This is a genomic window from Pseudomonas mendocina, assembly GCF_003008615.1.
GTDB lineage: Bacteria > Pseudomonadota > Gammaproteobacteria > Pseudomonadales > Pseudomonadaceae > Aquipseudomonas > Aquipseudomonas mendocina_C.
In genome coordinates this window covers 59,884-80,102 of the sequence record NZ_CP027657.1, presented here as the reverse complement: position 1 = coordinate 80,102, position 20,219 = coordinate 59,884, and the positions used below count along the sequence as shown (strand labels likewise).

Below are 20,219 nucleotides of genomic sequence, written 5' to 3'. Positions count from 1 at the left end.
AATGGTCGATGCGGGTATATACCTGTATCCATGTTGCCGACCTCCTGCCTCTGTACCCAATTACGCCGCGCCAGTCGCGGCGTTACCCGTCTCTACGACGATGCGCTTGCCACTGTTGGGCTCGGTGTCGCGCAGTTTTCCCTGCTGCGTCACGTGCAACGGCTCGGGCAGCCGAGCATTTCCGTGCTGGCCGAAGCCATGGGGCTCGATCGCAGTACCCTGGGACGCAATCTGCGGGTGCTGGAGGAGCAGCGACTGTTACAGCTGGGGGAGGGGCGCGACCTGCGCGCCCGCGAGGTACGGCTCACAGAAGCCGGCCTGCAACGCATCCAACAAGGGCTGCCACTGTGGGAACAGGCGCAGCGTGAGTTGAATGCGCAGTTGGGTGATGAACGCCGTGCCGAACTGATGAAACTACTTGAAGAGCTGGCCTGATGGCCGAGTCACTGCCTACACGGTCGCTAACGGCCGTACGCTGGAGATAACGATGACAACTGTATGGCGTTCAACCACCTGGCTGCTGCTTGGCGCGTCGCTGATCCTGGCGCTTTCGCTCGGCACACGCCACGGTTTTGGCCTGTTCCTGCCGCCGATGAGTGCCGAGTTTGGCTGGGGGCGTGAGGTCTTCGCTTTCGCCATTGCCCTGCAGAACCTGATCTGGGGCATCGCCCAGCCAATCACTGGTGCGCTGGCCGACCGCTTTGGTGCGCGCAAGGCCATCGTTACCGGCGGGGTGCTGTACATGCTCGGCCTGGTGCTGATGGGCATGGCCGATTCGCCGCTGTCGCTGTCGTTGAGCGCCGGTCTGCTGATCGGTATCGGCCTGTCCGGCACCTCGTTCTCGGTCATCCTGGGTGTGGTCGGGCGCGCCGTGCCGCCGGAGAAACGCAGCATGGCCATGGGCATCGCCGCGGCGGCAGGCTCGTTCGGCCAGTTCGCCATGCTGCCGGGTACGCTCGGGCTGATCGGCTGGCTCGGCTGGTCGGCTGCACTACTGGCCTTGGGGCTGCTGGTGGCGTTGATGATCCCGCTCGCGGCGATGATCAAGGAAACGCCGCCACCCACTAGCAATGTCCCGCAGCAGACGCTGGGCGAAGCGCTGCGCGAGGCTACCAGTCACTCGGGTTTCTGGCTGCTGGCGTTGGGTTTCTTCGTCTGTGGTTTTCAGGTGGTGTTCGTTGCCGTGCACCTGCCAGCCTACCTGGTCGATCATCACTTGCCGGCTTTGACTGGCACCACGGTGCTGGCGCTGGTAGGGCTGTTCAACATCTTTGGCACCTACATCGCTGGCTGGCTCGGTGGGCGCATGTCCAAACCTCGCCTGCTCAGCGCCCTGTACCTGGCACGTGGTGTGGTGATCACCCTGTTCCTGGTGGCGCCCCTGACGCAGTGGAGCGCCTACGTGTTCGGCATCGCCATGGGCCTGTTGTGGCTGTCGACGGTGCCGCTGACCAATGGCACGGTGGCGACGATGTTCGGGGTGCGTAACCTGTCCATGCTGGCCGGCATCGTCTTCCTGTTCCATCAACTCGGCTCGTTTCTCGGTGGCTGGATGGGCGGTTATCTCTACGACACCACCGGCAGCTACGACCTGGTCTGGCAGATCTCCATCGGTCTGAGTGTGATGGCAGCAGCCCTGAACTGGCCGGTGCGTGAGGTACCGGTCGCACGTCTGCAAGGTGCACCGGCGTGAGCCGCAAGGCATTGCTCTTCGCCGGTCTGACCTTGGGCCTCGGCCTATTGTTGGCGTTGGCCTGGTGGGGCTGGCGTCAGGGTGGGTTGGCGCTGTTGCAGTTGGGCGTGGGTATCTGCTAGCAGGCTGTTGAGAAACTATCTGCGTTGGCAATACTGCGTTAAAAATGGCCTCGCGTGCGAGCCCAGTCAAAATGCTCATTTACAGCACGTAAATTACGCTTTTTCGGCCATTTTCGCCTTGTCTTGCCTGCCTCGCCTACGTTTTCAACGGCCTGCTAGTTGCCTGGGGCGTGACCTGCGAGTAGCGTGATGAAATCGCGTTATCGCTCGAGGTCACGGTTATGTCACTGCATCGTTTTGCCTGCTGTTTGTTGCTCTCCAGTCTGGCGTTGCCGGTGCTGGCCGCTGAATGCCCGGCCATGCTCCAGGGCGAGCTGCCCAAGCTGCGTAGCAAGGACAGCAGCGTCGATCTCTGTCAGTACGCCGGCAAGCCGTTGGTAGTGGTCAACACGGCCAGCTTCTGCGGCTTCACCCCGCAATTCAAAGGGCTCGAAGCGCTCTATCAGCGCTACAAGGATCAGGGCCTGGAAGTGCTGGGCGTGCCGTCCGACGATTTCCGCCAGGAATCCGCCGACAGCAAGGAGACGGCTACCGTCTGCTACGTCAATTACGGCGTGACCTTCACTATGACCGAACCGCAGCCGGTCTCGGGTGCCAACGCCATTCCGTTGTTCAAGGGACTGGCCGAGCAGAGCCGGCAACCGCGCTGGAATTTCTTCAAATACGTGGTCGACCGCCAGGGCAAGGTGGTGGCCAGTTTCTCCAGCCTGACCAAACCGGACGATCCTGAGCTGATCGCCGCGGTCGAGAAGGCGATCGCTTCGCAACCCTGATCTCGTTCTTGCCTCCCGGCCCTTCACCCATCTGGGCGATGGGCCGTACCCGCCTGCCTGCCTAGACTGGCCAGGCGCCGGACGCAGTTCACCCGGCGTGCCCACAAGAACAATAAGGAGGCACCCATGCGTCGCGTCTATACAACTGCCCTTGCAACACTCGCTCTGCTTGGCGCCGTCGAGGCCCAGGCCAACTACACCAAGACCAAGTACCCGATCGTGCTGGTGCACGGCGTAACCGGGTTCAACACCATCGGTGGTCTGGTCAATTACTTCCACACCATTCCCTGGAACCTCGAGCGCGACGGTGCTCGTGTGCATGTCGCCAGCGTTGCGGCGTTCAACGATAGCGAGCAGCGCGGCGCCGAGCTGGCCCGGCAGATCGTGCCCTGGGCCGCAGCCGGTGGTGGCAAGGTCAACCTGATCGGCCATAGCCAGGGTTCGCCGACCTCGCGTGTGGCCGCTTCGCTACGCCCGGATCTGGTGGCCTCGGTGACCTCGATCAACGGCGTCAACAAGGGCTCGAAAGTGGCCGATGTGGTACGCGGCGTGTTGCCGCCGGGCAGCGGTATCGAAGGCGGCGCCAATGCCATCGCCAATGCCCTGGGCGCGGTGATCAATCTGTTGTCCGGCTCGAGCAACCCTCAAAGCGGGATCAATGCGCTGGGTACCCTGACCACTGCGGGTACCAATGCCCTCAATGGTCGCCATCCATGGGGCGTCAACACCAGCAGCTACTGCGCCAAATCCACTGAAGTGCACAATGTGCGCGGGCACAGCATCCGCTACTACTCGTGGACCGGTAACTCGTCCTACACCAACGTGCTCGACGCCGCCGACCCATTCCTGGCCTTCACCGGCCTGGTCTTCGGTAGCGAGAAGAACGATGGCCTGGTGGGCGTGTGCTCCACCTATCTGGGGCAGGTGATCGACGACAGCTACAACATGAACCATGTCGATGCGATCAACCACCTGTTCGGTATCCGTGGCTGGACAGAGCCGGTTTCGCTCTACCGTCAGCATGCCAACCGCCTGAAGAACAAGGGCGTCTGATCCAGATGAACGCGGCGGGGTAATGCCCGCCGCAGTGAGGGTGCATGTCCAAGTTCTTCAGTCTTTCCCTGGTTGCCGTGGTGCTGGTGGGTGGTCTTACCCTGTACTGGCGCTGGCCGGCGGCCGTGTCCGAAACCGTACCCGTCGCATCGCTCGCAGCAGCGCCGACACAGGCCTCGCCGGGCGAGGTATCAGTCTCTTCCGCGGCAACACCAGATGATACGCAGGCGCCAGTGGCCGCGACCTTGCCCAGCCTGGTCGATACCGAGGTAGATGGCCAGTTGCGGACTGACGCAGCCGGTAATCTGGTGCTGGATCTGGCGGTTCGCGACTACTTCGATTACTTCCTCAGCGCGGTCGATCATTCCGGGCTCGATGCGGTGATCGAGGCGCTGCTGGCCGATGCCGGGCGGCGTTTGCCGGAACCGGCGCTTGGGCAGATGATCAGCCTGCTCGGCGATTATCTGGACTACAAGCGCGCCAGCATGGCGCTAATGCAGCAGCCGCTGGATGCGCAGCAGCAGGTCGAGCCGAAGGCGCAGTTGCAGGCACTGCAGTCGGCTTTTGCCCGTCTCGACGAACTGCGCCGTGCGCATTTCTCTGCGGCCGCGCAGGAGGCGCTGTTCGGCGCCGAACAGGCCTATGCCCGTTACACCCTCGATAGCCTGGCAGTGCAGCAGCGCGATGACCTCGGTGAAGCCCAGCGCATGCAGATGCTCGAACAGTTGCGTGAGCGTCTGCCTGACGCGCTGCGAGAAAGTGAGCAGCGCCAGCAACTGGCCCAGGAGCAACTGCTGCGCAGCGAGCAACTCTGGCGTGATGGCGCGGACGAGCAGCAGGTGCGCGAGTTCCTGGCGATGACCTATGATCCGGACACCGTGCAGCGCCTGCTGGATGAACAGCGTCGCGAGCGCGACTGGCAGCAGCATTACCAGGCCTATCGCAATGAGTTGGCCGGCCTGCAGGGGCAAGGGCTGAGTGCGGCCGATGGTGAGCAGTTGCAACGTCAACTGCGCGAGCGGCTGTTCAGCAGTGAAGACCGACACCGTGTGGAAACCTATGACGCCATCGCTGCGAAACAGCCGGAGCCGCTTGATCCCTGAGGGCGTTGCCCATGAGTGAGCGTCTGTTGCTGGCCCAGCAGCGCCGAGGCTATCGCTCACTGCGTTTCGTCGCAGAGCTGGAGGCGGACTTCGCCGAGCATCGGGTGCAACGCATACGTCGTCGTCTGCCCCTGATCGCCCCCACCGCAGCGCTGTTCCAGCTGATCTATGCAGCGCTGGATTTCATGCTCATGCCGTTGTCGGTCAGCCTGTCGGTTCTGCCGCTGCGCATGCTGGCCCTGGCCGCGGTCGTCCTGTCCTTCTTCTACTGTCGTCGCAGCGATGTGCCCACTGTCGGAGTGCCGCTGGCCTACGCTGCGGCCTACTGGCTCAACGGCGTCAGCGTCGCACTGATCGTGCACCTGTGCTGGCAGCAGGGCGTGCCGATGCCCTATGACGGCCTGTTCCTCATCCTGCTGTTCGGTTACGCCCTGCTGGGGCTGTCTTTCCGTGCGATCAGCCTGTGTAGCTGGAGCTTCTGCCTGCTGTTCATCGGCATGGGTGTGTTGTTCGGTGAGACCGGCGGCGAACTGGCCTATCAGGGCCTGTTTCTGTTCTGCGCCAACCTGATCGGCAGCGTTGGCGCCTACATGCAGGAGCATGGACAGCGCGGTGCCTGGCTGAACCTGCGCCTGCTCGATCTGGCGCGCCAGCGCGCCGAGGCTGATGACGCGCGCAAGCTGCGCCTGCTGGCGGCGGCCAGTCATGATCTGCGTCAGCCACTCAACGCCATGGGGTTGTACGCCGAACACCTGGTGGAGCAGGGCGGTGACCTGCAGACCCGGCGGATCAGCACGCGGCTGGCCGCTTCGGTGGAGCAACTGGGGCGACTGTTGCAGTCGCTGCTCGACTATACCCGCCTGACCTTGCCAGGTGGCGTGCAGGCCAGGCCGCATGCATTCGCCCTGCGCCCCTTGCTCGAACGGCTGATCGCTGAAGTGGCCCCGGAGGCGCAACAGCAGGGCCTGCATCTGGAGCTGCGTTGTGACGACTGTGGCGTGCGCAGCGACCCGCTGTTGCTCGAGCGACTGCTGCGCAACCTGCTGAACAATGCGCTTCTGCACGCGCAGGCGCAGCATCTGACCTTGAGTGCAAGACGTGATGGCGATGCTGTCGTGCTGACGGTGGCGGATGATGGCCGGGGCCTCAGCGAGGCGGAGCAGGCGCTGGTGTTCGAGGAGTTTCGCCAGTTGGACAATCCCGGTCGCAATGCCGAGCGCGGTCTCGGTCTGGGGTTGGCCATCGTGCGGCAACTGGCCGAGGTGCTGGAGCACCCCTTGCAGTTGCACTCCCAGCCTGGTGCTGGTGCACGCTTCGTCCTGCAGTTGCCGCTTGCTGAGGTGCCGGCGCAAGCGCCACGTATCGATGGTGCGCAGGCATTGCACGGACGCATCCTGTTGCTCGAGGACGACGCCACCGGGCGCGAAGCATTGGCCGGTCTGCTGCGCCGCTGGGGCTGCGAGGTGCAGGCCTGCGCCGACCTGGCCAGTGCGCTGCAGGCCTTGCAGCAGGAGGCGCCACAGTTGTTGATCAGCGACTATCGGTTGGCCGAGAAGGGTGATGGATTGCAGGCCATCGAGCGCTTGCGCGAGGCGGCCGGGCAGATGTTGCCGGCATTGTTGATCACGGCCGACCTGAGCCCTGAACTGCACGAGCGTTGTCTGCCCGCGCACGTCATTCCTCTGGGCAAGCCCTTGCTACCGGCGCGCTTGCGTCAGGTGCTGGCCACTCAGCTGCAAGTCCGCCCGGTGCTCAGCTGATCACAGCCAGCCACGCTGGCGAGCGGCGCTGACGCAGGCGGTGCGGGTGTGTACGGCGAAGGTCTCGAACAGCGCCTTGAGGTGGGTTTTCACCGTGTCTTCGGCCAGGCCCAACTGACGGCTGATGGCCTTGTTCGGCAAACCTTCTGCCAGCAGTCGAAGAATCTCCAACTGCCTGGGTGTCAGCGGTGAGGTGCTACTCGGTGCCGGCAGGGTTTCACCCAGCAGGACGCGGGTTACCGCCTGGCGCAGGGCGTTGCCGTCAGAACTCTTGGGGATGAAGCCGAGGGCGCCTGCCGCCAGCGCGGCCTGGGCGTCGAGTGCCGAGTCGCTGGCACTGAGGATCGCTACCGGCGTGCTTTCGCCGCGTGCCAGCCAGCGTTGCAGCAGCTCGAGGCCCGGTTCGTCGGGCAGGCGCAGGTCGAGCAGGATCAGGTCGTAGCCATGCTGGCGCAGGCATTGCTCCGCTTCGGCAGCGTTATGCGCGGTATGGATCTGCAGGTTCTGGCTCAGCGGCGACAGCGCCAGGGACAGGCCGTCGAGGAAGATCCGATGGTCATCGACCAGCAGCAGGCGGAGGTTGTCGGGCAGGGTGGTGCAGAGGGCAGTCATGATGTTCTCACGCGGCTTTTATTGTTGTTCTGCCGCGTGAGTGTAGCCAATGCTGCGCTGCGATTAGAAGCGATAGCTGAGCGATGCCCCCAGGCCGTGCGCGCTGTTCTTGTAGCGTGCGCGGTAGTCGCCACGGGTCGCGCTCTGATGGTTCACGTCCACCGACTCTTCCTGCAGGTAGGAGTAGGCCACGTCGATGGTCATGTCCTGGGTCGGACTCCAGCCGGCGCCGACGCTGAAAATGGTGCGGTCACCAGAGGGCACGCGTGGCGAGCGGTCGACGTTGTTGATCGGCGACTGGTCGATGGCGATACCGGTGCGCAGCGTCCACTGCGGGTTGACCTTGTACGACAGGCCAATCGCATGAGCCCAGGTGTCATGCCAGTTCTGTTCTTCGACGATGGTGGCGAGGTTGGCCGGCAAGGTGGCCGAGTCGTTCTCTACGCGGATTTCCTTGAAGCGGCTCCAGCGCGTCCAGGTGCTACCGACATGCAGCGTCAGGGCATCGTTCAGTTCGTGGGTGATGGACATATCCACCGATTCGGGGGTGGTCAGATCCAGATTGGCGTCGTACTTGCCGGCGATACCCGCCAGTGCGCCGCTGCCAGAAACCCGCGTATCGCCTTCCAGCTCGTACTTCACGCGCGAATGATAGGTCAGGCCGGCGCGGGTTTGCGGCGTGAACTCGTAGAGCACGCCGACGTTGAAGCCGACGGCCGTGTCATCGCCTTTGACCTTCACCTTACCGTCATTGCTGCCAGGGCTCAGCGGATTGAGCACGGAAGAGCTGAGTTCGCCTTCGATGTGGTTGAAGGTCGGGCCGAAACCGACCGACAACTTGTCGTTGAAGCGATAGCTCAGAGTCGGCTGCACGGTGATCACGCGCACATAGCTCTTGTTGGCGTGGTAGCGGCCCTGGAAATTGCTTTCGTAATCGGTCATCAGACCGAAGGGCACGTAGATACCAAGGCCAAAGGCGACCTTGTCGTCCAGTGGCTTGACGTAATAACCCATGGGCACGCCGGTAGTCGGCACCATGTCGCCATCGTTACTGCCGGACAGCGTCAGCGGGCCGGCGTTGGCGCTGGCGTGGCTGATGTCGCTCTTGGCATGGATGACGGCGGCACCGACATAGACTTCATCGCGCTTGAGACGCGACATGCCGGCCGGGTTGCCGAACACGGTACTGGCATCGTCTGCGGACGATGAGCGTCCGGCGAAGGAGGTGCCCATGCCGGAAATGCTTTGCTCGTTGAGGGCGAAGCCGCTGGCGAAGCCATGGCTCGATGTGGCGGTGATGGCGACGGCCAGACCGGTCTTGAGGAGGCGTTTGCTCACGGGGAAGCTCCTGTGGTGAGGCGAGGGGGGCGCACGCTACAGTTTTTCCTGACCCCTGCCAAGGCGCTGAAGTTCCCGAAATAGAGGGCTTTGTCGGACAATTTGCGAGATTTTGTGTGGATCTGCACGGAGGATTTTTCTAGCTATATGGTCAGGCGACTCGGCTGATGGGGGCGATACAGCGCTGCCAGGCATCGAGGAAATCACGTTGGTGCCCCTGAGGCTGAAAAACCTTGCACCAAATTCGGCTCATGGCCAGCAGGTCATCGGCTGCTGGCAACTCCAGCGCTTCGACTTCCACCAGCAGCCAGGCGATTGCCGTGGCATAACGCAGATTGACGGTCAGCTCCAGATGGGGCGCTTCCAGGAAAGCATGCTGACTGGCCAAGCCGCGAACCCGACTGGCCAGATCCGGATCGCGAGCCAGGTGTTGATCCCAGAGGGCTTGATGACGCTGAGCGCTGATGCAGTACAGACCGTGGCCTGCGGCGTCGCCCAGCGCGCTGCCGAGGGTCGATTGACAGGCCGCGGCTCCCAGCAGCAGTGCTTCCGCTGAGGCGCTATGACGTTCTAGGTAGAGAAGGGTAGGGCGGATCACATACTGGCTGAGATCGCAGGCGGCTATTCCCATGACATCCTCATGAAGGGTGCCGGTGGAGGCCGGGCGCGTGGCAGCTTTTCTGATGGTTCTTCGATAAAGGCCCCACCGGGAGCGGGGTTAGCCGCTCATTTTCAAGTCTAGTGCGATATTTCAGCTGCAAAGGGCTGTTTTTAAATTGATTCCGGACTTGAGTTATTGGGCATATTTCGAAAGGTGCTTAAAACAGTCGGTTAGTCTCCGGTGGCGACCGGGCGAGCAGGATCAGTGATCCATTCGCTCCAGGAGCCGGCGTAGAGCGGTGCCAGCGGATAACCGGCGAGGCTCATGGCGAACAGGTTGTGGCAGGCGGTGACGCCAGAGCCGCAATAAGCCACCAGGTTTTCGACCGGGCGAGTGCCACGCAGGGTGTCGAAACGCTCGCGCAGCGCTTCACGTGGTAGAAAGCGCCCATCGGCGCCCAGGTTGTCGGTGAATACTGCGCATTGGGCACCGGGGATGTGTCCGGCAACCGGATCGAGGGGTTCGACTTCGCCACGAAAACGTGGCTGGGCGCGGGCATCCAGCAGGGTCAGGTCGCTGCTGCCCAGGCGCAGGAGCAGTTGCTCGGCGCTCAGCAGCATGCTGTTGTCGGGCTTGGCGCTGAAGTCGCCGGGGGCGTTGCCCGGTGGCTGTGTGTCCACTTCGAGGCCCGCTGCGCGCCAGGCTTTCAGGCCGCCATCGAGCAGATACAGGCCATCACGCTTGCCCAGCCACAGCAGCAGCCACCAGGCGCGAGCGGCGAACGCGCCGGGGCCGTCGTCATACAGCACCACCTGGCTATCGTCACGCAGGCCGCAAGCACGCAGCCGTTCGACCAGCGCACTGGGATCAGGCAAGGGGTGGCGGCCGGTCACGCCCTTGATCACTGGTGCGGACAGATCCTGTTCGAGATCCAGGAAATGGGCGCCCGGAATATGCCCGTCGAGATAACTGCGGCGTCCGTATGTCGGGTCTTCGAGGGCGAAGCGGCAGTCCAGGATCAGCAGATTTTCCTGCCCCAGACGTTGTTGAAGTTGTTCCGTGCTGATCAGTTGAGCGAGCGGCATGATGCCTCCTGTGTCGTAGCAACGTTTGCTTGATCATACCGCCTAGCCCGCTGTTCGATCCTCCATTGAGATCGAACCGTGGCCCCGTCGTGCACAGCAGGTCAGATGGGTGGGCAAAATACGTGCAGCGCTGGTGTTGTTTTGGTGCGCCATAAGGCCATTAGAGTCGCGATATAGAGCCGTATCCAGTCTTGCTGTGCGAGTAAATGCACTAAAAAGTTTCATCAAGGCGACATTTTGATCTGTTTTGGTGCTTTGCCGCCTGATAGAGTGCCGGCCACTTTTTCTTTGTGGTGTCGAGGTGCCGCATGTCCTTGTCCGTCGATTCTTTCCTGTCGCGTCTGAAGCAGCGTGATCCCGACCAGCCCGAATTCCACCAGGCGGTGGAAGAGGTGGTGCGCAGCCTGTGGCCGTTCCTCGAAGCCAACCCGCGTTACCGCGAGGCCGGCATTCTCGAACGCATGGTCGAGCCGGAGCGCGCCATTCTGTTCCGCGTGCCGTGGGTCGACGACCGTGGTCAGGTACAGGTCAATCGCGGTTATCGCGTGCAGATGAGCAGTGCCATCGGCCCGTACAAGGGCGGTTTGCGGTTCCACCCGTCGGTGAACCTGGGTGTGCTCAAGTTCCTCGCCTTCGAGCAGGTGTTCAAGAACTCCCTGACCTCGCTGCCCATGGGCGGCGGCAAGGGCGGCTCGGACTTCGACCCCAAAGGCAAGAGCGAAGGCGAAGTGATGCGTTTCTGCCAATCCTTCATGAGCGAACTGTACCGCCATATCGGCGCGGATCTGGACGTGCCGGCCGGTGACATCGGCGTCGGCGGTCGTGAGATCGGCTACCTGTTCGGCCAGTACAAGCGCCTCTCCAACCAGTTCACCTCGGTACTGACCGGCAAGGGCCTGAGCTATGGCGGCAGCCTGGTTCGCCCGGAAGCCACTGGCTATGGCTGTGTGTACTTCGCCCAGGAGATGCTCAAGCGCATCGATCAGGGTTTCGAGGACAAGCGCGTGGCCATCTCCGGTTCCGGCAACGTCGCCCAGTATGCGGCGCAGAAGGTGATGGAACTGGGTGGCCGGGTCATCTCCCTGTCCGACTCCGAAGGCACGCTGTACGCCGAGGGCGGTCTGAGCGAGGAGCAGTGGCTCTACCTGATGGATCTGAAGAACGTACGTCGTGGCCGCCTGCGCGAAATGGCCGAGCACTATGGCCTGCCGTTCCTCTCCGGGCAGCGCCCCTGGGGCCTGCCGTGCGACATCGCGCTGCCCTGCGCGACGCAGAACGAACTGGACGGTGAAGACGCCCGCACGCTGCTGAAGAACGGCTGCATCTGCGTGGCCGAGGGCGCCAACATGCCCTCGACCCTGGAAGCGGTGGATCTGTTCGTCGAGGCCGGCATCTGCTACGCGCCGGGTAAGGCGTCCAACGCTGGCGGTGTGGCTACCAGTGGTCTGGAAATGAGCCAGAACGCCATGCGCCTGCACTGGAGCGCCGGTGAGGTGGACGAGCGTCTGCACGGCATCATGCAGAACATCCACCACGCCTGCGTACACCACGGCGAGGAGAATGGTCGCATCAACTACGTCAAGGGCGCCAACATCGCCGGCTTCGTCAAGGTGGCCGACGCCATGCTGGCGCAGGGCGTGGTCTGAGGGGCTGATCGCCAGGTTTCCCCGTAGGGCGCGCTACGCGCACCGCTCGTCCGGTAACGCTGGCGCGCATGGCGCCCCCTACTCAAGCGCGCGCGGCACACCGCCCAGGTGCTCGAGCAGGCTGCGCATCGGCGCAGACAGCTGTTCCCAGTCCCGGTAGCACAGGCACAGTTGCCGGCGCGCCCAGTCGTCGGCCAGCGCTAGCGTCCGGTAGCCATACCGGCGCTGCTGCCTTCTGGCGATGCCCTGCGGGACGATAGCCAGGCCGACGCCTTCGGCAACCATCTCGCACACCCCTTCGAACGTCTTCATGCGGATGCGCACGTTCAGCGTCTTGCCGATTTCGCGTGCGTGCGCGTCCACGTGATCCTGCAGGGCGCTGCCGGGCGACAGGCCGACGAAGGGCTCGTCGCTGGCCTCGGCGAAACGGATGCTGGTGTGTTCGGCGAGCCGATGCGTGGCGGGCACGATCAGGGCCAGGTGATCTTTCGCAATGGCTTGCAGAGTGAGGCCATCCGCCTCCACGGCATCGGACACGATACCGGCTTCGGCCAGCCCGGCGCCGATGGTTCGGACGATCTCGGCGCTGGTGCGCTCCTTCAGTTCGACATGCAGGCGAGGGCGCGCTGCCAGCCAGGGCGCCAGCCTGTGTGGCAGGAACTGCGTCAGCGCCGAGGTATTGGCATACAAGCGCAAGGTGCCCAGGGCGCCTGTGGCGAAATCGCGCAACTCCCCGCGTAGCAAGGCCTGCTGACGCAGGATCAGGCGTGCGTGGTGGGCCAGGGCATCTCCAGCCTCGGTGGTGACCACGCCGCGCGGCCGCCGCTCCAGCAGGGCGACGCCCACTGCTGCCTCGATGCTGCGCAGCCGCTCGCTGGCCGAGGCCAGTGCCAGGTTGGCGCGCACGGCGCCCTGGGTGATGCTGCCGGCATCCACCACACAAAGGAATAACTGAAGATCGGCAAGGTCGAGGCGCATATCGTCGCTCGTGGGTTCTGGCTTCGGATAATCCGAAGGATAGAGGGCAAGAACCGCATTGTGCCAAGTAGCCCGTTCGGCTCCAATACGGGCATGAACGAATACACCTTCCTCCTCCTGCTAACGGTCACCTTCCTGCTCGCCGGCCTGGTCAAGGGCGTCACGGGCATGGGCTTGCCCACCGTGGCCATGGGGCTGCTGGGTACTGCCATGGCGCCTGCCGCGGCGGCGGCGATTCTGGTGATCCCGTCGTTGTTGACCAACCTCTGGCAACTGCTGGCCGGGCCGGCGTTGCTAAGTCTGCTGCGGCGCTTCTGGGCAATGATGCTGGGCATCGTCCTGGGCACCGTGGGGGGCGCGGCGCTGCTGGTGCGGGTCGATCCGCTGTGGTCGGGCCTGGCGCTTGGTATCGCCCTGATGGGATATGCAGGCTACGCGCTGATCTCCCCGGCGCTTTCGATTCCGGCGCGGGCCGAGCCCTGGCTGTCGCCGCTGGTCGGCCTGGTCACCGGGATCATCACTGGCGCGACCGGTGTCTTCGTGATGCCGGCGGTGCCTTATCTGCAAGCGCTGCGCCTGGACAAGGACGAGCTGGTGCAGGCGTTGGGGCTGTCGTTCACGGTCTCGACCCTGGCGCTGGCCGCTGGCTTGCTGGTGCATGGTGCCTTGCAGGTGGATCAGTTGGGCCTGTCATCACTGGCCATCCTGCCGGCACTGGCCGGAATGTGGCTGGGGCAGCGGATTCGCGCGCGCATCAGCGCTCGGCGCTTTCGTCAGTGCTTCCTGCTGTTCCTGCTGCTATTGGGGCTGGAGCTGATATCACGGCCTTTTTTCTGACCTGCAATTCGGCGTAAACAGGAGATCGCATGAGCCAGACCCTTCCCGTGTTGGAGTACCTGCAGCGGCAGTTGGCCGGCACGCTGGCCGAGAACGAGGTGACGCATATGCGCTACCCCACTGCGATTTCGCAGTTGCTGGGTTTTCGCCTCGTCGCCCTCGGCGAGGCTATGGCCGTTATCGAACTGGAGGCCGACGCGCAGCGCCATGGCAATCAGCAGGGGACGGTGCACGGCGGGCTGCTCTGCGAACTGGCCGATGCCGCCATCGGTACGGCGCACTCGACGCTGATGCAGGAGGGCGAGAGCTTCACCAGCATCGAACTGAAGACGACCTTCCTGCGGCCTGTCTGGCAGGCGCGACTGCAAGCCCATGCCTGGGCGGAGCATCGCGGCCGGACGGTCAGCCACTATCGGTGTGAGATTCGCCGCGAGGACGGCAAGGTGATCGCCATCGTCACCAGCGCGCTGATGACTCTGCGCGGGACGTCTGCCGAGGGGCGATGAGCGGGGACGCGGAAACTCGTAGGGTGCGCCGTGCACACCGGGAAGCTGCCCCGACCCAATGGGTCGGGGCATTGGTATGTCAGTGCAGTTCCAGTCGGCCGATGCGGTCGTTGTCCAGGCTGCCGAAGTACAGGTAGTCGCCCACCGGTTTCACCGAGGTGACCATGCGCAGGTGCGTGCCGCTGGTGTCGTGCAGGCTGCGGACGATGTTGCCCTGCTCGTCGAGAGCGATGGCGAAACCGTAGGGCGTCGCCTTCGGCCACATGAAGCGCGGCATCTTCGCCAGCTGTGCCTTGAGCCAGGGATGACGGTGGAGGAAGTCGGCATCAGCCTTGCGTGGCGTGGGCAGGGCCACCCAGAAGGTGCCCTTGCGGTCGCCTTGCAGGTTGTCCGGCAAGCCGGGCAGGTTGTCGATGAAAATGTCGTGCTGGCCGGCCTTGTCGCCCTTGAGCCAGTATCGGGTGATGCGATAGCGATAGGTTTCGTTGACCAGCACGAAATCCTCGTTGGCTGACAGTGCCACGCCATTGGCGAAGTACAGATCCTTCAGCAGTACGCGGGTCTTGCCGGTCGCCGGATCAAAGGCCAGCAGGCGGCCATGCGGGCGGGCTTCGAGCAGGTCGAGCAGGTAGTCCGGTTGTTCGAAGCGCGAGGAGGCATCGCTGAAGTAGATGGTGCCGTCGCTGGCAATGTCCAGGTCGTCGGTGAAGGCGAAGGGCAGGCCGTCGGCTTCGGTGCTCAGCACCTTGATCTTGCCCTGTGCATCGATGTTCAGCAGGCCCTTGTAGGCATCGGCGACGATCAGGTTACCGCTGGCGTCGAAGTCCATGCCCAGCGGTCGGCCGCCGGTCTCGGCGAAGGTTTCCACGCTATCGTCTTTCAGTACGCGAACGATGCGCCCGTCATGCAGGCCGGCATAGACGCGACCCTCGGCATCCACGGCGGTATCTTCCGGGCCATGCACCTGGCCGCGCGCGAGCAGCTCGGCTTTCATCAGTGTGTCGTTGGGTTCCAGTACGCCGGTCATGGCTGGCGCCTTGGGCGCTTCCCAGGCCAGAGGGTCGATGGGACTGGGGAAGAACGCGATGTAGCCGATGGCGGCGACCAACGGCAGGAGCAGCAGTTTTTTCATTATTGGGGTTCCGTGTCGTGGAGACTGCCAGGTATCTGGCAGACCTGGTCGCGGCCAAGCTTACAGGTATCGGTGTTCGCTGTCGGCGGCATCGACGGGCCGAATGCCCAGCATCCGGCCAGGGCATATATACTGCGCGCCATTCTTTACGGGAGAGCCGCGTGGCTAACGACATTCACTGGATCCTCGACGACGCCAGCCTGGCCGAACACTGCGCTGCCTGGCAAACGCTGCCTTTCGTCGCGCTCGATACCGAGTTCATGCGCGTCGACACTTTCTACCCCATCGCCGGGCTGCTGCAGGTCAGTGGCGGCGAGCAGGCCTATCTGATCGATCCGCTGCGCATCAGTGACTGGACGCCGTTCTCTGCATTGCTCCAGGCCCCTGGTGTGGTCAAGGTGCTGCATTCGTGCAGCGAGGATCTGGAAGTCTTCCTGCGCCTGACCGGCAGCCTGCCAACACCACTGTTCGATACGCAACTGGCGGCCGGTTACCTCAATCTCGGTTTCTCCATGGGCTACTCGCGCCTGGTGCAGGCGTTGCTCGACATTGAGCTGCCCAAGGGCGAGACCCGTTCCGACTGGCTGCAGCGGCCATTGTCCGAACTGCAGGTGCGCTACGCTGCCGAGGACGTGCTGCACCTTGTCGAGGTGTACCGCGCGTTGATGGCCCGCCTGGCGCCGCAGAAGGTCGAGTGGATTCTGGAGGATGGCGCCGAACTGGTCGCCAACCTCGGTCGTGAAGTCGCTCCCGAAGAGGCCTGGCGGGATGCCAAGCTGGCCTGGAAACTGTCGCGTCAGCAGCAGGCCGTGCTGCGTGCGCTGTGCGCCTGGCGTGAGCGTGAGGCACGTGCGCGCAATCAGCCGCGTAACCGCATTCTGCGCGAGCATTCGCTGTGGCCGTTGGCGCGCACCCAGCCGGACAACCTGGTAGCACTGGCGCGGATCGAGGACATGCATCCGAAAACCGTGCGTCAGGATGGCGAGACCCTGCTGCAGCTGATTCGCGATGCGGCGGCGCTGCCGCCCGAGCAGTGGCCGCAGGCGCTGCCCGAACCGCTGCCGATCGAGGCCTCGGCCCTGCTGAAGAAACTGCGTGCCATCGGCCAGCAGGAGGGCGAGCGCCTGGACATCGTGCCCGAGTTGATGCTGCGCAAGAAAACCCTGGAGGCTCTGCTGAAAAGCGGTTACCCCAATGGCCCATACCAATTGCCCGACTCTCTGCGCGGCTGGCGCCGGGAGCTGATGGGCCAGGCACTACTCGATTGCCTGGCCAGCGAAGGAGAATCCGCGTGAAACGCATCTGTTCCATCTACAAGAGCACGCGCAAGAACGAAATGTACCTCTACGTACTCAAGGCTGAAGCCCTGAGCCGCGTTCCCGAAGGTCTGCTGAGCGTGTTTGGCGCCCCGGCGCATGCCTTTGACCTGGTGCTGAGCCCCGAGCGGCAACTGGCCCGCGAAGACATCACCCAAGTGCTGGAGAACCTGGAGAAACAGGGCTACCACCTGCAGATGCCGCCACCCGAGGAGGAGTACATCGAGCATCTTCCGGACGAATTGCTGCGTCGCAACGATCCGGTCTGAGCCATGCGCCTGCTGATTGCTGAGGATGACCACGCGCTCTACGCCGAGCGCGTCAGCACAGCTTGTCCCGAACTGGAGCTGGTGGCCGGTGATGATGTCCGGGCGTTGAGCTCGGCCGCAGGCAATTGCGACGTGTGGCTGGGCCAGCCGGATCTGTTGGTGCCGCTACTACGCCAGGGCTACCGCCCGCAGTGGCTGCAGTCGACCTGGGCGGGCATCACGCCGCTGCTGGCGGCCGATCTGCCGCGCGATTACCGCTTGAGCCGTGCCGTAGGGATTTTCGGTCAGGTGATGGCCGAGTATGTGCTCGGCCATGTGCTGGCGTATGAACGGCGTCTGTTCGCCCGTCTGGCGGCCCAGGTGGAGCAGCGCTGGGATCATGCCCTGCCACGCACTCTGAGTGGCCGCCGGGTATTGATCGTCGGTTGCGGCGATATCGGTCAGCGCGTCGCCGAGTTTCTCGCCCCGTTCGGCATCGTGCTGCGCGGCGTCGCCAGCCAGCCGCGTCAGCAGGCGCCGTTTACCGAAGTGCTGGGTTTGCAGGATTTACCGGAGCAGGTTGGCTGGGCCGATTACGTGATCAACCTGTTGCCGGACACCCCGGCCACGCGCGATCTCTACGATGCCGCGCTGTTGGCGCGTTTCAGTCCGCAGGCGGTGTTGATCAACGCCGGACGTGGCAGTGCGGTGGTGGATGCGGATCTGGTCGCGGCGCTGGAGCAGGGGCAACTGGCGGGCGCGGTGATCGACGTCTGTCGCGAAGAGCCGCCAGCCGCTGATCACTTGTTCTGGACGGCGCCGCGTCTGCTGCTCACTGGCCACAGTTCGGCGCCTACCGATCCGTCCCTGATGGCCGACCTGTTTCTCGACAACCTGGCGCGCTGGCAGGCCGGTGAAAGCCTGCGCGGCGAAGTGGATTTTTCACGCGGTTATTGAGTACGGACGTTGTCCTCGTAGGGCGGGTGAAACCCGCCATTGGCGCTGTGTCGGGTTGCACCCGCCCAACGATGTTTAGTGCTTTCCTTCAGCCTTCGCGCTGGTGCACCGATACCCCGGCCGCAAAGGTTTCCTTCACCGCGCGATCATCGCCGAGCATGGTCAGGGCGAACAGCTTTTCATCCAGGCTGCGCGCCTGCTGCATGCGATAACTCATCAGCGGCGTGGCGTTGTAGTCGAGCACCAGGAAGTCGGCGTCCTTGCCAGGTAGGAAGTTGCCCAGCTTGTCGTCCAGATACAGCGCATGGGCACCGCCCAGGGTGGCCAGGTACAGCGACTTGAACGGGTCGAGCTTCTTGCCCTGCAACTGCATCACCTTGTACGCCTCGTTCAGCGATTGCAGCTGGCTGAAGCTGGTGCCGGCGCCGACGTCGGTACCCAGGCCGACGCGCACGCCGTGTTGTTCCAGCTTGTTCAGGTCGAACAGGCCGCTGCCCAGGAAGAGGTTGGAGGTGGGGCAGAAGGCGACTGCCGAGCCGGTCTCGGCCAGTCGCGCGCATTCTTCGTCGCACAGGTGCACGCCGTGAGCGAACACCGCGCGCGGGCCGATCAGCTTGTGGTGGTCGTAGACGTCCAGATAACCCTTACGCGCCGGGAACAGTTCCTTGACCCAGGCGACCTCGGCCTTGTTTTCCGAGATATGGGTGTGCATGTACAGGTCGGGATATTCGCCGAACAGCTTGCCGGCCAGATCCAGTTGCTGCGGCGTGCTGGTAGGGGCGAAGCGCGGGGTGACGGCATAGTGCAGACGGCCCTTGCCATGCCAGCGCTCGATCAGCGCCTTGCTCTCGGCATAGCCGGATTCGGCGGTGTCGGTCAGATAGTCCGGCGCGTTGCGATCCATCATCACCTTGCCGGCGATCATGCGCAGGTCGAGCTTCTGCGCCGCTTCGAAGAAGGCGTCCACCGATTGCGGATGCACGCTGCCGAAGACCAGTGCAGTCGTGGTGCCGTTACGCAGCAGTTCCTTGAGGAAAATGTCCGCGACCTCGGCGGCGTGCGCCTTGTCTTCGAACTGTTTCTCGGTGGGGAAGGTGTAGGTATTGAGCCAGTCCAGCAACTGTTCGCCGTAGGAGGCGATCATGCCAGTCTGTGGGTAGTGGATATGGGTGTCGATGAAGCCGGGGGTGATCAGCGCATCACGGTATTGCTGGATCTCGACGCCGGTCAGCTTCGGTAGCAATTCGGAAGCTTCGCCGACCTGGGCGACCTTGCCGTTCTCGATCAGCAGGATGCCGTCCTCGAAATACTGGTAGGACTGCTCGACGCCGACGACGGCCGGGTCGGCAAGGCTGTGCAGGATGGCGGCGCGGTAGGCTTTGCGGGTGTTGCTCATCATTGAAGTCTCGTACGTGGGCGCGCGGGGCGCACCATGAAAAATGGGGCGGTGCGCACAGCCTAGGCGGCCCTGCGACACCCTAGGATCTTGGCCCGTAGGGTGCGCTGTGTGCACCAATAGTCAGGATCGACGTGAGGCTGGCAGCAGTCTGGCGACGCTGGACTCGCCTTTCTTCACCTCTTGGCCGAAGGTGGCGTTGTAGGTGGCGATCACTTCGCCGGCGATGGACACGGCGATTTCCACCGGCAGCTTGCCCTTCACCTCGGGCAGACCCATCGGGCAGCGCATGCGCGCCATCAAGTCCTCGGCGAAACCGCGCTCGCGCAGGCGGTGCTCGAACTTGACGCGCTTGGTCTTCGAGCCGATCAGGCCGTAGTAGGCGAAGTCGCCACGTTTGAGGATCGCCGCGGTCAGTTCAAGGTCGAGCTGGTGATTGTGGGTCATGACGATGTAGTAGCTGCCGGGCGGCATGTTATCCACTTCATCGACCACTTCGTCGTTGACGATCTTCTCTGCGCCGGTCGGTATCTGTTCAGGGAATTCGTTTTCCCGTGAGTCGATCCAGCGCACCTTGCACGGTAGGCTGGCGAGCAGCGGTACCAGCGCGCGGCCGACATGGCCGGCACCGAACACGGCGATCTGCGCCTGCGGCTGGCCCATGGGTTCGAACAGCAAAACGGTGGCGCCGCCGCAACACTGGCCCAGGCTGGCGCCGAGAGAGAAGCGCTCCAGGCGGGTCTCCTGGCTGCGGCTGGCGAGCATTTCGCGCGCCATCTCCATCGCCTTGTATTCCAGATGGCCGCCGCCGATGGTCTCGAAGATGCGATCGGCGGTGACCACCATCTTCGAGCCGGCGTTGCGCGGCGTCGAGCCACGCTCCTCGATGATGGTCACCAGCACGCAGGCTTCACCTTTGTCTTGCAGCTCGGCGAGAGCGCTGATCCAGCTCATTTGCTCAGCCTCCAGGAAGGCGTGGTCTGGCCCGGGCGCGGCAGGCGCCAGTTGCTCGGCGATGGATCGAGAATCGGCTCCGGCGCCGGGCGAGCGGGTGGATTATTCG

21 protein-coding genes are annotated in these 20,219 nt (G+C 63.7%); 13 read left to right on the top strand and 8 right to left on the bottom strand.

The annotated features are described in order from the left end of the window. Positions 1-30: 30 nt before the first annotated feature. The 7 genes from C7A17_RS00440 to C7A17_RS00415 all read left to right on the top strand — a co-directional run bounded on the left by C7A17_RS00440 (position 31) and on the right by C7A17_RS00415 (position 6,504). On the top strand, positions 31-435 hold the full coding sequence (locus C7A17_RS00440) for a MarR family winged helix-turn-helix transcriptional regulator (protein ID WP_106736092.1): 405 nt from the start codon (positions 31-33) through the stop codon (positions 433-435). A gap of 52 nt (positions 436-487) precedes the next feature. Next, entirely contained in the window at positions 488-1,693 is a 1,206-nt protein-coding gene (locus tag C7A17_RS00435) for an MFS transporter (protein WP_106736091.1), read from the top strand. Then, positions 1,690-1,815: a hypothetical protein gene (locus tag C7A17_RS27175; protein ID WP_267895744.1), complete on the top strand. Its 126-nt coding sequence runs from the start codon at positions 1,690-1,692 to the stop codon at positions 1,813-1,815. Before C7A17_RS00435 ends, C7A17_RS27175 begins: the two co-directional genes overlap by 4 nt. A gap of 221 nt (positions 1,816-2,036) precedes the next feature. Further along, complete coding sequence (locus C7A17_RS00430) at positions 2,037-2,588, top strand: glutathione peroxidase (protein ID WP_106736089.1); 552 nt, start codon at positions 2,037-2,039, stop codon at positions 2,586-2,588. 126 nt (positions 2,589-2,714) lie between these two features. After that, entirely contained in the window at positions 2,715-3,641 is a 927-nt protein-coding gene (locus tag C7A17_RS00425; protein WP_106736087.1) for an esterase/lipase family protein, read from the top strand. 44 nt (positions 3,642-3,685) lie between these two features. Beyond that, positions 3,686-4,744 carry a lipase secretion chaperone gene (locus C7A17_RS00420; protein WP_106736085.1) on the top strand — a complete coding sequence of 353 codons (1,059 nt, stop codon included), beginning with the start codon at positions 3,686-3,688 and terminating at the stop codon, positions 4,742-4,744. Between the two features lie 11 nt (positions 4,745-4,755). Beyond that, positions 4,756-6,504, top strand: a complete 1,749-nt coding sequence (locus C7A17_RS00415) for a hybrid sensor histidine kinase/response regulator (protein ID WP_106736083.1) — start codon at positions 4,756-4,758, stop codon at positions 6,502-6,504. Here C7A17_RS00415 and C7A17_RS00410 read toward each other — a convergent pair whose 3' ends face one another. From C7A17_RS00410 to C7A17_RS00395, 4 genes are all read right to left on the bottom strand, one after another. Beyond that, entirely contained in the window at positions 6,505-7,116 is a 612-nt protein-coding gene (locus C7A17_RS00410) for a response regulator transcription factor (RefSeq protein WP_106736081.1), read from the bottom strand. Between the two features lie 63 nt (positions 7,117-7,179). Further along, entirely contained in the window at positions 7,180-8,454 is a 1,275-nt protein-coding gene (locus tag C7A17_RS00405) for an OmpP1/FadL family transporter (protein ID WP_106736079.1), read from the bottom strand. Between the two features lie 151 nt (positions 8,455-8,605). Beyond that, a complete protein-coding gene (locus tag C7A17_RS00400; RefSeq protein ID WP_106736077.1) occupies positions 8,606-9,085 on the bottom strand; it encodes a hypothetical protein in 480 nt (159 codons plus the stop codon). A gap of 200 nt (positions 9,086-9,285) precedes the next feature. Beyond that, positions 9,286-10,140, bottom strand: a complete 855-nt coding sequence (locus C7A17_RS00395; RefSeq protein WP_106736075.1) for a sulfurtransferase — start codon at positions 10,138-10,140, stop codon at positions 9,286-9,288. 308 nt (positions 10,141-10,448) lie between these two features. On the opposite strand from C7A17_RS00395, the gene gdhA reads away from it, so the two are divergent. Then, positions 10,449-11,786 (top strand): NADP-specific glutamate dehydrogenase, encoded by a 1,338-nt coding sequence (gene gdhA, locus C7A17_RS00390; protein ID WP_106736073.1) that lies wholly within the window; start codon positions 10,449-10,451, stop codon positions 11,784-11,786. A 78-nt stretch (positions 11,787-11,864) separates the two neighbouring features. On the opposite strand, the gene C7A17_RS00385 is transcribed toward gdhA, so the two are convergent. Then, positions 11,865-12,764, bottom strand: coding sequence for a LysR family transcriptional regulator (locus C7A17_RS00385; RefSeq protein ID WP_106736071.1), 900 nt, complete (start codon positions 12,762-12,764; stop codon positions 11,865-11,867). 93 nt (positions 12,765-12,857) lie between these two features. On the opposite strand from C7A17_RS00385, the gene C7A17_RS00380 reads away from it, so the two are divergent. Then, entirely contained in the window at positions 12,858-13,601 is a 744-nt protein-coding gene (locus tag C7A17_RS00380) for a sulfite exporter TauE/SafE family protein (RefSeq protein ID WP_106736069.1), read from the top strand. Positions 13,602-13,630: 29 nt separating this feature from the next. Further along, on the top strand, positions 13,631-14,107 hold the full coding sequence (locus C7A17_RS00375) for a PaaI family thioesterase (protein ID WP_106736066.1): 477 nt from the start codon (positions 13,631-13,633) through the stop codon (positions 14,105-14,107). Between the two features lie 79 nt (positions 14,108-14,186). Here the strand turns inward: C7A17_RS00375 and C7A17_RS00370 are convergent, their stop codons facing one another. Continuing rightward, complete coding sequence (locus C7A17_RS00370; protein WP_106736064.1) at positions 14,187-15,239, bottom strand: SMP-30/gluconolactonase/LRE family protein; 1,053 nt, start codon at positions 15,237-15,239, stop codon at positions 14,187-14,189. 161 nt (positions 15,240-15,400) lie between these two features. Here C7A17_RS00370 and rnd point away from each other — a divergent pair, with 161 nt between their 5' ends. Genes rnd through C7A17_RS00355 form a run of 3 tightly spaced genes read left to right on the top strand, consistent with a single transcriptional unit; the run spans position 15,401 to position 17,760 of the window. Then, a complete protein-coding gene (gene rnd, locus C7A17_RS00365; protein ID WP_106736062.1) occupies positions 15,401-16,534 on the top strand; it encodes a ribonuclease D in 1,134 nt (377 codons plus the stop codon). Beyond that, on the top strand, positions 16,531-16,824 hold the full coding sequence (locus tag C7A17_RS00360) for a YcgL domain-containing protein (RefSeq protein ID WP_106736060.1): 294 nt from the start codon (positions 16,531-16,533) through the stop codon (positions 16,822-16,824). The genes rnd and C7A17_RS00360 overlap by 4 nt, the downstream gene beginning before the upstream one ends. 3 nt (positions 16,825-16,827) lie before the next feature. Beyond that, positions 16,828-17,760, top strand: a complete 933-nt coding sequence (locus C7A17_RS00355) for a D-2-hydroxyacid dehydrogenase (RefSeq protein WP_106736057.1) — start codon at positions 16,828-16,830, stop codon at positions 17,758-17,760. 88 nt (positions 17,761-17,848) lie between these two features. Here C7A17_RS00355 and guaD read toward each other — a convergent pair whose 3' ends face one another. Next, entirely contained in the window at positions 17,849-19,156 is a 1,308-nt protein-coding gene (guaD, locus tag C7A17_RS00350) for a guanine deaminase (protein WP_106742651.1), read from the bottom strand. A 123-nt stretch (positions 19,157-19,279) separates the two neighbouring features. Beyond that, complete coding sequence (xdhC, locus tag C7A17_RS00345) at positions 19,280-20,110, bottom strand: xanthine dehydrogenase accessory protein XdhC (protein WP_106736055.1); 831 nt, start codon at positions 20,108-20,110, stop codon at positions 19,280-19,282. Positions 20,111-20,219 lie beyond the last annotated feature (109 nt).

Excerpts from the sequence above, each read along its gene's own strand:
- C7A17_RS00380 (WP_106736069.1), top strand. The coding sequence starts at position 12,858 with ATGAACGAATACACCTTCCTCCTCCTGCTAACGGTCACCTTCCTGCTC.
- C7A17_RS00375 (WP_106736066.1), top strand. The coding sequence starts at position 13,631 with ATGAGCCAGACCCTTCCCGTGTTGGAGTACCTGCAGCGGCAGTTGGCC.
- C7A17_RS00400 (WP_106736077.1), bottom strand. The coding sequence starts at position 9,085 with ATGGGAATAGCCGCCTGCGATCTCAGCCAGTATGTGATCCGCCCTACC.
- C7A17_RS00440 (WP_106736092.1), top strand. The coding sequence starts at position 31 with ATGTTGCCGACCTCCTGCCTCTGTACCCAATTACGCCGCGCCAGTCGC.
- C7A17_RS00385 (WP_106736071.1), bottom strand. The coding sequence starts at position 12,764 with ATGCGCCTCGACCTTGCCGATCTTCAGTTATTCCTTTGTGTGGTGGAT.
- gdhA (WP_106736073.1), top strand. The coding sequence starts at position 10,449 with ATGTCCTTGTCCGTCGATTCTTTCCTGTCGCGTCTGAAGCAGCGTGAT.
- C7A17_RS00430 (WP_106736089.1), top strand. The coding sequence starts at position 2,037 with ATGTCACTGCATCGTTTTGCCTGCTGTTTGTTGCTCTCCAGTCTGGCG.
- C7A17_RS00415 (WP_106736083.1), top strand. The coding sequence starts at position 4,756 with ATGAGTGAGCGTCTGTTGCTGGCCCAGCAGCGCCGAGGCTATCGCTCA.
- C7A17_RS00395 (WP_106736075.1), bottom strand. The coding sequence starts at position 10,140 with ATGCCGCTCGCTCAACTGATCAGCACGGAACAACTTCAACAACGTCTG.
- C7A17_RS00420 (WP_106736085.1), top strand. The coding sequence starts at position 3,686 with ATGTCCAAGTTCTTCAGTCTTTCCCTGGTTGCCGTGGTGCTGGTGGGT.
- C7A17_RS00410 (WP_106736081.1), bottom strand. The coding sequence starts at position 7,116 with ATGACTGCCCTCTGCACCACCCTGCCCGACAACCTCCGCCTGCTGCTG.
- C7A17_RS00355 (WP_106736057.1), top strand. The coding sequence starts at position 16,828 with ATGCGCCTGCTGATTGCTGAGGATGACCACGCGCTCTACGCCGAGCGC.
- C7A17_RS00425 (WP_106736087.1), top strand. The coding sequence starts at position 2,715 with ATGCGTCGCGTCTATACAACTGCCCTTGCAACACTCGCTCTGCTTGGC.
- guaD (WP_106742651.1), bottom strand. The coding sequence starts at position 19,156 with ATGAGCAACACCCGCAAAGCCTACCGCGCCGCCATCCTGCACAGCCTT.
- xdhC (WP_106736055.1), bottom strand. The coding sequence starts at position 20,110 with ATGAGCTGGATCAGCGCTCTCGCCGAGCTGCAAGACAAAGGTGAAGCC.
- C7A17_RS00370 (WP_106736064.1), bottom strand. The coding sequence starts at position 15,239 with ATGAAAAAACTGCTGCTCCTGCCGTTGGTCGCCGCCATCGGCTACATC.
- C7A17_RS00435 (WP_106736091.1), top strand. The coding sequence starts at position 488 with ATGACAACTGTATGGCGTTCAACCACCTGGCTGCTGCTTGGCGCGTCG.